At 46.5% G+C, this 10,010-nt stretch carries 8 protein-coding genes; 2 read left to right on the top strand and 6 right to left on the bottom strand.

What is annotated here, in order from left to right; translation table 11 throughout:
* Together ACTIE6_RS09200 and ACTIE6_RS09205 are read right to left on the bottom strand one after the other, a co-directional pair.
* The coding region (locus ACTIE6_RS09200; RefSeq protein ID WP_439556358.1) for an outer membrane protein assembly factor BamB family protein at positions 1-743 on the bottom strand (743 nt) is incomplete at its 3' end.
* A 55-nt stretch (positions 744-798) separates the two neighbouring features.
* Positions 799-2,754 (bottom strand): sialate O-acetylesterase, encoded by a 1,956-nt coding sequence (locus ACTIE6_RS09205; protein WP_439556359.1) that lies wholly within the window; start codon positions 2,752-2,754, stop codon positions 799-801.
* Positions 2,755-2,862: 108 nt separating this feature from the next.
* Here ACTIE6_RS09205 and ACTIE6_RS09210 point away from each other — a divergent pair, with 108 nt between their 5' ends.
* Entirely contained in the window at positions 2,863-3,753 is an 891-nt protein-coding gene (locus tag ACTIE6_RS09210) for a glycosyltransferase (protein WP_439556360.1), read from the top strand.
* Position 3,754: 1 nt separating this feature from the next.
* On the opposite strand, the gene ACTIE6_RS09215 is transcribed toward ACTIE6_RS09210, so the two are convergent.
* The 4 genes from ACTIE6_RS09215 to ACTIE6_RS09230 form a co-directional block, all read right to left on the bottom strand.
* Positions 3,755-4,567, bottom strand: a complete 813-nt coding sequence (locus ACTIE6_RS09215) for a DUF5672 family protein (RefSeq protein ID WP_439556361.1) — start codon at positions 4,565-4,567, stop codon at positions 3,755-3,757.
* Positions 4,568-4,611: 44 nt separating this feature from the next.
* Complete coding sequence (locus ACTIE6_RS09220; RefSeq protein WP_439556362.1) at positions 4,612-5,577, bottom strand: hypothetical protein; 966 nt, start codon at positions 5,575-5,577, stop codon at positions 4,612-4,614.
* 17 nt (positions 5,578-5,594) lie between these two features.
* Complete coding sequence (locus tag ACTIE6_RS09225) at positions 5,595-7,418, bottom strand: ABC transporter ATP-binding protein (protein WP_439556363.1); 1,824 nt, start codon at positions 7,416-7,418, stop codon at positions 5,595-5,597.
* 114 nt (positions 7,419-7,532) lie between these two features.
* Positions 7,533-8,516, bottom strand: a complete 984-nt coding sequence (locus tag ACTIE6_RS09230) for a glycosyltransferase family 2 protein (protein ID WP_439556364.1) — start codon at positions 8,514-8,516, stop codon at positions 7,533-7,535.
* Positions 8,517-9,297: 781 nt separating this feature from the next.
* On the opposite strand from ACTIE6_RS09230, the gene ACTIE6_RS09235 reads away from it, so the two are divergent.
* A partial coding sequence (locus ACTIE6_RS09235; RefSeq protein ID WP_439556365.1) for a putative sensor domain DACNV-containing protein occupies positions 9,298-10,010 on the top strand: 713 nt, incomplete at its 3' end.

Raw genomic sequence — 10,010 nt, forward strand, 5'->3', positions numbered from 1 at the left:
CCGGTATAGGTGTTTTTGTAAGCATCAGGCGGGAAGGATTCGTAGCCAAATTCACCAGGATATGGAATTGTATGGAAAGTCCAGACGAGCTTGCCGGTACGCACATTAAATGCGCGCAGGTCGCCGGGTGCCGCATCGGATTCTTCTGAAAGGCGAAGCGGCATGATGATCAGGTCTTCAAAAATGGTCCCGGGAGTATTTGAAACCATGTACTTTTTAGCAGCTATCTCGGGTAGTCCGGTGTGCAGGTCAATGCGTCCATTTTCTCCGAAAGTCTGAATGGGTTTACCCGTTTTTGCATCCAGCGCATACAGGAATTCGCCCATCGCGTGCAGGATTCGCTTATCTTCTCCCTCGCTCCAATAGGTAAGTCCGCGACTTGTGTTGGAGCCATTTTTTGATTTATCACCAAAAATCCAAAGCTGTTTTCCGGTAAATGCATCCAATGCAAAAGCCTGCACGGTAGAAGTTACCCCATACAAAACACCATCTACTACAATCGGGTTAACCTGCGTCTGACCGGAATCCGGCATGGAGTAAGTCCACGCTACCTGCAACTGCTTCACGTTGCCAGGATTGATCTGGGTAAGCGAAGAATAATGGTTCCGATCCGGCCCACCCAGGTATTCCCGCCATTCTTTTTCATCTCCCGGACCTTCAATAAAAAGAGAACGGGAACTGATAAAAACAGATAAAGAAAAAACAGCAACCCACAGAAATTTCTTGGTAATTGATTCTATCATTTTGACATAGGGTATTCAGTCATTCACTCATTCAGTCATTCACGCATTCAGTCATTCACTCAAACCCAACCCCTACCGTCTGCCCCTTCCAATCATCACTCCTGAATGCACTCACGGGAAAACCGTCTTTGCTGTACAGATTAGCATCTTCCGGTGCGTCGGACCAGGCATATCTCACTGAGACTGGCTTACTGTTGGTCGGATTGGAAACGATTACTTTATCCCCTTCAATCACCGCCTGCGCGAAATGGAACACCTTGTCTTCTCCGGCAATTTCAAAGCCTTTCACATAACCATATTTATCACGCGTCATCAAACCGTTTTCTGCATTCCTGAAAGTGACCTGCACATTTTTGTCATTGAAAACAACCTTGTCGAAAATGGGAGAAGCGTAGGGGATGTTCTGTCCGTAATCAAGTTTAAGCGCATTGGTCGCGAGGCGGTGGGCTACGTCCTGTTTGTTCGTCGGGTGAATATCTTTTGGATTTCCAACGTCAGTTGATACCGCCATCCCTGTTTTGGGCAGGCTCAATGTCATATTCTGCGCCTCGCGCAATTCAGCCCAGGCACTGCCCTGGTTACTATCGTTTTCACTTCCAAAGCTGGAAAGCTGTACCCAGTAAAAAGAAAAATCATCCTTCCAGCGCTTGCGCCAGTCATTGATCATGAGCGGAAACGATTTTCTGTATTGGTAGGCGCGGGGTGCATTCGTTTCGCCCTGGTACCACAATGTACCGCGGATCGCAAACGGGATCAGCGGCTCGATCATCGCATTGTAAATGGTAGTGCCAACATTATTGACCAGATGTGCGTATTCGTGTTTTTCAGCAAATGAGGGCATGAAATACCAATCTTTCGCCATGTTTATTTTGCCTGATCCTGCTTCAAGGTACAGGTCATTTGCCGAGCCCATGAAGCCGGGTCCAAACCATGATTGTCCAACCATATTGCCCATTCTAATCACGAGCTGGTTTTTCCCGGCTTTCCAGGTATTTGCGGGAATGCTGATCTTCCTGGTTCCTTTCATCTCACCTTCGTACACCAGTTTTCCATTGATGTAGATCTGGTTCGGACTATCATTTTCAGGTAAGGAAAGGGTAGTAGGCTGTGCTGTAATATCCGAAGCGATGTCCACTTCTTTCGCCATATAACCTTTGCCGCGAAATCCCTGTGAACCTTTCCAGTCCCATTGTCCGACAGCATCTGCTGTCTTTTGCCAGGAACTGAAATCCGCATTGCCTGTTATATATTTTTTTTCATCATCTGCCGAAGGCGAAACAGAGGCGCTTTTGAACAGCTGCTTGCGAAGCTTTGCGTCCATGACCACGTCCGCCTGTTCCCAGGTTTTTGGCATCGTCGCCACATAGTTTTTCAGCTCTTCGTCTTCGAGCATCGCTTCTTTACTGATCCAGCCTTCGATCTGCGAGCCGCCCCAGGAAGAATGCAGAATGCCGACCGGTATGTTCAGCTTTTTATTGATTTCACGCGCAAAGAAAAATCCGATAGCAGAGAATGCGCCGACTGTCTCAGCGTTAGCTATTTGCCATTCGCCCGCATTCAGATCTTTTTCCGGCTGCATGGAAACCTGGTGATCAACCCGGAAATGGCGGATTTGAGGATACTCGGCGTCTTTCTTTTCTTCCTCATAATTCTTAGCAGCTCTAACCGGCCATTCCATGTTGGACTGCCCCGAGCAAAGCCAGACTTCTCCGATGAGAATGTCATTGACCACTACATTGCCGGACTTACCAGTTACCTGCATAGTATGCGGGCCGCCTGCCTCGATGGGCTTGAAGCTGACCTGCCACTTACCCGACGCATCGGCTTTGCCCTCCGAAGTCTGGCCAGCAAGGGTTACTTTGACCTTTTCTCCCGGCTTCGACCAGCCCCAAACCGGAATTGGTTTTTGGCGTTGCAATACGACGTGATCGGAGAACAAGCGGGCGAGTTTGAGTTGACAAAAAGCGTCCTGAGCAGTAAAAAGGAGTACAAGGAAGAGCAAACGTTTCATCTGGATCTGTTGAATTGGAATTAGTTTATAAAACATGCGTAGGGGACGATCTACTTAAAGCGTTAATTTTGGACTTACTTCCAACACAATCCGCCAGACCAGCAGGCAATGATTTCAATCGTAATATGTTCAGTAAATCCGGAAGATCTCTCCCGGGTGAAGCAAAGTATAGAGAATACCATCGGGGTACCTTTTGAAATCCTTGCTTTTGACAATAACGTATTAAGAAAAGGTATTTGCGAGATATACAACATGGGCACCAGACAGGCGCGCTATGAAATTATTTGTTTCATGCATGAAGATATCGAAATGATTACAGCGAACTGGGGACAGAAGCTCGTGTCTATTTTCGATGGTAATGCACAATTGGGTTTGCTGGGCGTTGCAGGAGGAGGGTATAAGTCTGTTGTGCCTTCCAGTTGGTACAATGCAGATCTTGAACTGAATGGAGCATTTTACTGCAACCTGTTACAGGGATTTAAATATTCCGGCAAAGAAGAATTCCTTGATTACCGGAATCCGCGCAACGAGAAATTGTCGAAAGTAGCAAGTATAGACGGTTGCTGGATGTGCACCCGCAAGTCCATTGCTGAACAATATCCGTTTGATGATAAGCTGCTAACCGGCTTTCATGCCTACGACATTGATCTTTCACTCGCAATAGGTACCAACTACGAAGTGGCGGTCACCTACGAAATTCTGCTGCGGCACTTTTCCGAAGGTGCATTTTCCAAAGACTGGGAAGAGGCAATACTGAAAGTGCATGAAAAGTGGAGCACTATTTTACCGGTGAATACAGACGGGTTGGACGAGTCTCAGTTGTTACGTTACGAACGGAGGGCATTCAAAGCTTTTCATAACAGGCAACTGGACCAGGGAAGTTCTTACAAGCGCCTGGCTGGCATTCTCTGGAAAGCACGTAAGTCGCGGATTTTTGCGGGAGGCAAATGGTATAAGTTGTATGCAGATCTTTGGAGAGTCTGGAAAAAGCGGCTTTAAATCAGTCCAGCTTGTAGCCGAAAGCTTCAATATACGGTTTCCAGAACTCGAGATGATGGTCCCAGGAGTGACAGCCAAACGGGAGCTTACCTTTGTTGAACCGTACGCCGCGCTCAGGATTATTTTCAATGGAAAACTGATACGCTTTCTTGTACTCGGGAATGCGTAGCTGCGGGATCCCGCGGTTTGTTTCGATACTCCAGAACACATCTTCGTGAAACTGGTGCTCCGTCCGCTGATGATAAGCTTCTATCTTCTCCCGCATTTCTCCCGCAATGCGATGAAATTTGTGCACCCTACGCAGCGAAAAGCCGCCATTTCCCACCTGGTTATCAAACTGGCGCGGGTGCGGTAGTCCATCTTCCTGGATGTTGCGCCACTGGTGGTAAAAGGTAATTGCCTTGGTTTTGAGCGCTTTAATAATGTCCGGCTCTTCCAGGTGCTTGGGCCAGGGGGCACCAATGTAATCGTAGCCGCTCTGGCACCATTTGGTTAGTTCGTCCTGGAAAACAAAAGCGTCAAGCTGGTGAATGAGAATGAATTCGTATTCAAGGAATTTGGCATAAAACTCCTGGCTCATCATAAGCCGGTTATAACCTTGTATTCCTGAAAAGTAGGAAGGATCAAAACTGATTGCCTCTTTGAAAACTGCGTTGCCGGGCAGGGGATCTAGGTTCAGGTTTTCCGGTTTTACAGCAATAATGGGGTAGTTGCCGAGCACGCGCGCGCATTGCTGCAATGAAATTTCTTCATAATTCGTCAGCGTGGTTTTGTAAATGGGCACCACCACTACCACGTTTCCGGGACGATTCATTCGTTGAGGACTTTGAGTAGGCTGGTACTTTCCGGGGACTGTACCTAAATTGTTTTTTCCTGCTGCTTCGGGTTGTTGAGCGTGCTCACGAGCGATTCCAGGTGTTCCTGGAAAAAGAAATCAAATCCGTCATTTCCCTCCGGCACTACATTAATTACCTCAAATGATGTTTCCAGAATGCGCGGAACTTTCAAGCCCTCGGCAATGGAGTAGGGGAAAGACTGGTTACCGATGAAAAACTTGCAACCAGCGATAATCTCCGCCATTTGCATGAAATCATCCACCTGCACCCAGCGGATATTCGGTATCGTCTTCTTGATATCCTTGTATTCAGATTCCACGCCGATAAATACGATATCAGCATACTGGTTCATGAATTTGTAGTTGATCGTATAGTTCCGGTACCGCTCGCTTCTTGCCATTACGATGCTGTTCTCGTAGCTTCTGTCCGGTTCAACTTCAAGCCAGGGTTTCCAGAGCACCGGATTTACGCCGGTAAGGTAGCTGCACCAGCGTGCGATATTTCCTTTGTCAAGCGGGATCCCGCCAGCGCGGAAGTAATCCAGGTCTATGTCGATCGTTTGATCGGTATGTATATCAATATGATCAATGTATCGTTGCGGCCGGAGTAGTTTGATGAGCATTTCTGCCATTTTCTCATTCAGCATTACGTTGCCCAGCGGGTGTGTGTTGTAGCCAGACAAGATCAGCGGCTGGCCGAGTCGCAGGTAAAGTTCAATGCGTGCACCTGTCAGTTTACGGATTGCTTCAATGGTAGGCAATGCATATATTACGTCACCTGCATTGCCGCTGTGGCTCAGCCGGATCTTCCCGTTCTGTTTTGCGAAATTGATGATCTTTGCCGGGCTTGTCAGTTTTTCTGCGTCTGTTATGAAGTTGGCAAAAGCCAGTTGCTTCTGGTTCCGCAGCTCCCACTTATACTGTTTATAGCGGATTTTGTCCGTATGTTTCAGCCAAAGCCGGGAAACCAGATTTCTCTTTTTAAACATAATTGGTTACTATTAAACTACTCGTTAAAAGTCTGCATGTCAATCAGTCGTTTGTAAAGCCCTTCGTGTGCGATGAGCTCCGAGTGATTTCCCTGTTCAACAACTTGCCCCTGATCCAGCACCAAAATCATATCCGCATTCTGGATTGTGCTCAACCTGTGCGCGATTACCAGTGAAGTCCGGTTTTTCATCAGGTTGTTCAATGCTTCCTGTACCAGCTTTTCAGACTCGGTATCCAGTGCCGAGGTAGCCTCATCCAAAAGCATAATAGGAGGATTTTTTAATACAGCCCGGGCAATGCAGATCCGCTGCTTCTGTCCGCCCGACAGTTTCATACCTCTGTCGCCGATGTTACTGTAATATCCGTGCTCCGTATCCATGATGAATTCGTGTGCATTGGCCACGCGCGCAGCGGCTTCCACTTGCTCCATGGTAGCGTCCGGATTTCCGAATGCGATGTTCTGGAAAATCGTATCGTTGAAAAGCATCGATTCCTGGTTAACTAACCCGAAAAGCGCCCAAAGGGATTCCTGTTTGATTTTTCGGACGTCGATACCGTCGAGTGTAACTCTGCCGGATTGTGCTTCTATAAATCTTGGGAGCAAGTCCATTAAAGTCGATTTACCGCCTCCCGAAGGTCCCACGAGTGCCACCGTTTTTCCTTTCGGGATCGTCACATTGATGGAGTTCAAAACGGGCCGGGCAGGATAGGAGAAGGAAAGGTCTTCAAGTTTGATCGCCTCTTTAAACTCTTTCAGATCAATCGCATCTGGCGCGTCGTTGATTTCAGGTTTTTCGTCAATCAATTCCAAGACGCGCTCACCTGCGGCAATTCCTGCATGAATGGTACTGAATGAATCGGTAATCGCCTTTGCGGGCCGCATTACCTGAGAAAATAGCGCAATGTACGCGACGAACTTGGAGACGCTCAGATCAGACTGGTTGTCAAGGATCAGGGAACCGCCGTAGAGAACGATAATGGCCACCATACCTACACCCAGGAATTCGGACACCGGAGAGCTCAGCTGCTGCCTGCGCGCCATTTTTCGTCCAAGCTCCGAATACCGTACGTTTTCACTATGGAATTTCTCTTTGATCTGCTCTGTCGCGTTGAAGGCTTTGATGATCTTCACACCGGTAAGCGCTTCGTCGAGGTAGCTGATCATCAGACCAAAATAATGCTGCGCCAATGCAGCCTGCTCTTTCAGGCGTTTTACAATTTTTGAGATCAGAAAGGCAGAAACTGGGATAACCAGAATCGCGAACAAAGTCAGCTTGACGGAAGTCGCAAATAGCATGAAAATGTAAGCGATCAATTGCAGTGGCTCTTTGAAAACAACCTGCAAAGTACCGGTAACAGAGAATTGCACTACCTGTACGTCTGACGCAATTTTCGATATAATATCGCCTTTTCGCTGATTGCTGAAATAGCCTACATGCAGGTTCATGACGTGGTCGAAAACTGTCTTGCGCAGGTTCAGCAGCGTATGGATACGCAGGTTTTCCATGATCCGCTGCGAGAAGTACTTGAAGATATTGGAAAGAAGAACCGAGATTACGATCACACCGCAAACAATGCGCAATGCACCGTGTGGGCCGTATTCCAGATTAGCCTGCTGGGCAAAGTAGTTAAGAGCAGTAGGAACGTCAAACCAGCTGTCCGGCCTGGCAATCAGCGCGGTACCTTCATCATTATTATTGAATAAAGTGCTGAGCAGAGGCGCCAGCAGGGCAAGGTTTAGCGTGTTGAATATGACACCAAGGACTGTGCAGATAATGTAAGGAAATGCAAATCTGGCAATTGGCTGTGCAAATGACAGTAATCGGAAGTATGTTTTCATTCTTTAATGGATGGTGTACATTGCGTACACCCGAAAGTAAAATAGCCGGAAACTGAGAAGTTTCCGGTTGAGGATGCAAATTAATGCTTATCCTTTTAAAAGTACTAGCCCAGGTTACAATTTAACAACCTGCTTGTATTTAAGCATGTACTGTATGTTTTCGATGACATCGATAATGCCGATGTTGGATTTGTGCACTTTCATCTGCCGTTTGAATGCACGTTTTCTCATTTTCAGTTCATTCATATTGCGCAGGAAATCCAGGTAGGCTTCCGCTTTGTAAAACTGAAATGTAAGCAGACTCGGCAGCACATCGCTGAGGATTACCTGTAAGTGATAAAGGTTCAGATCCAGACCGTGCAGGTGGAGGTGGTGCATGTAATAGCGGTTGCGGAAATAAATCCTTTTGACCGAATATGCATCCTTGTGGCCTTTTGTTGTTGCAGATACCTCGTGGCGGCATACTGCATTGTGTTCGTAGTAGCATTTCCAGCCCAGTCTCCACGCGCGGATGGACATTTCCTGATCTTCTCCGTAATAGGGATTAAACATTTCGTTAAATCCGTTGATCGCTTTCAATTTGCGCGTGTCCATCAATGCAATGGCGCCTGAAAGGTAAAACGTAGGAGTAAGTGTATCGGAATCCTGTAAATAGAAGAAATTGCTTGGCTTTATTTTCCGGCCCAGGATCTTGGGAGAGCGGGCGGCATCGAGGATGTTATCATCTTCCATTCCGATAATCCGGCCCATTACACCGAAGGTATCTTCAAGCTCGAAGTACTTATATAGCTTTTCAAAATAACCTTCTTCAAGCGTCACGTCGGTGTTCAGAAGGAAAATTAAATCATTGCCCGCTTTTCTGATACCCAGATTACAGGTATTAGCAAAACCTGAGTTTTTTTCCTTACGGATGATCGTGATATTGTCACCGTAGTGTTGTTCCAGGTAGGCAACCGAGTCGTCTGTAGATGCATCGTCAACAACGATGATTTGTACCTCCGGCCCTAGTCCTTTCAGGATTTTATAATTGGTCTCGAAATATTTTTCGAACAAGTGCCTTCCGTTAAAATTCGGAATTACTACGGAGATGCTTTTCATTAATTTACAGTTTTAGTGTAGCGTAGTAGTGTTTCGATAGCGAGTTTTTTATGTTGATGGATGAATCTGGGTTCCAGTTGAAACGACCTCTTCTTTATTTCATTGTATTCGACAAGTCACACACTTGCACTAAATAATTGAACCATTAAACTGTAAATCACGCCAACTCACGAAAACTATATACGCGTTCACTTGATATCGTTGAATTTTTAAAATAGTAGTCTTTAATAATGAACTACGAACGCTTACTTAAAAACTTTGTACGAGGAGAGATGGACGAAAAGCCGGCAGGATTTGTGCGTAAGACTTTCCAAAAGACTGTTTCTGTATTTTTCAATTACAAAATTTAATTTTAACTGCTTTGATTTAAAATACGAGAAAAGAAGGGGGTTTGATGCAGGCAAGTTCGATAATCTAGGACGTTAATCATACTGGTAAAGCAAAAATTTAAATTTTCATGGCTAACAGATCGGCTTATATTGCTATGATCCTGTCAAAAGTAAATTGGTTGGAAGCGCACGTTATATTTTTCAGGAAAATATTGATTATGCGGTATCTTTTTGAGTGAATAACCTCAGCCTCAATCATTAAAAACTTCTAACCTGGGGTACTTCTTTTTTATAATGTGTGAAAAAAAATACTCAATGGTTGCATGATCCAACAAAACATTCCTTAATTTTTTTCGTGATCTAACTTTTTCAAAGCCGTCTTTGTTTCTTGTACTAAACCGAGGTTCTCTCCGGAACTTTCACTTTTTCTCCGACTGTCTAATCCTTTCACAATGCTGAATACCGAATTCACTTTCGACGCAAGCGAGTTATATCCGACGACTACCTATAAAGCTGCCCGTGAGATCGCAGAGCAAGTTGTCAGCCACTTTGAAAAACACCACAGTGCGGTAAGCAGGTACTACGAGCAGGACCTCGCGCCAAAGCCGGACCGCAAGACCATAGAAGCAATTGTCGACACAACATTTTGGGCGAGCTTACGGAAAGAAGAGGGGAGGTCACCGAAAGTTTCGATTGCATACCTGCCGCCCAGCGACGCTGAGCACCCGCTTATTTTTGCAGAAACGTTGCCGCTTTCAGCCAGTACACTTACCAAGCTCGCGCCCGCCGTGGAGCGTTCGGGCATTCATTTGGGTGTCTGGACAGAAGGAGGGGAGCTGCGCATCTGGGGTACTACCCGCGTAATCCCGGGCTTGTGCTTTGTACTCGAAGTGATAGAGCCGGGCATGCTGGTGATCAAGCACCGGCGCGTCGATGGCTTTGGTAAGTTCGTCAATGTGGCTGTGCTCAAAGGAGACCAGGTGAAAATAGTGAATGAAGAAAGTGCCAAAGTAAGAGACTGCCCGTCGGTGGTAAATTCCATGATGGGTTTTCGTTCTCCGAATATGTGGAACGATTCGCCAAACCTGCTGGTACAACTGGCGGTTTCCATGCGCGCCCACGAACGCGGTGGTATTTTGCTGGTGGTACCTACCGGCACCGAAAC

The sequence above is a fragment of the Dyadobacter sp. genome, from assembly GCF_051859145.1.
Taxonomy (GTDB): domain Bacteria; phylum Bacteroidota; class Bacteroidia; order Cytophagales; family Spirosomataceae; genus Dyadobacter.

Coding starts and splice junctions, on each gene's coding strand:
- ACTIE6_RS09215 (WP_439556361.1), bottom strand. CDS start 4,567: ATGAATCGTCCCGGAAACGTGGTAGTGGTGGTGCCCATTTACAAAACC.
- ACTIE6_RS09225 (WP_439556363.1), bottom strand. CDS start 7,418: ATGAAAACATACTTCCGATTACTGTCATTTGCACAGCCAATTGCCAGA.
- ACTIE6_RS09205 (WP_439556359.1), bottom strand. CDS start 2,754: ATGAAACGTTTGCTCTTCCTTGTACTCCTTTTTACTGCTCAGGACGCT.
- ACTIE6_RS09230 (WP_439556364.1), bottom strand. CDS start 8,516: ATGAAAAGCATCTCCGTAGTAATTCCGAATTTTAACGGAAGGCACTTG.
- ACTIE6_RS09210 (WP_439556360.1), top strand. CDS start 2,863: ATGATTTCAATCGTAATATGTTCAGTAAATCCGGAAGATCTCTCCCGG.
- ACTIE6_RS09220 (WP_439556362.1), bottom strand. CDS start 5,577: ATGTTTAAAAAGAGAAATCTGGTTTCCCGGCTTTGGCTGAAACATACG.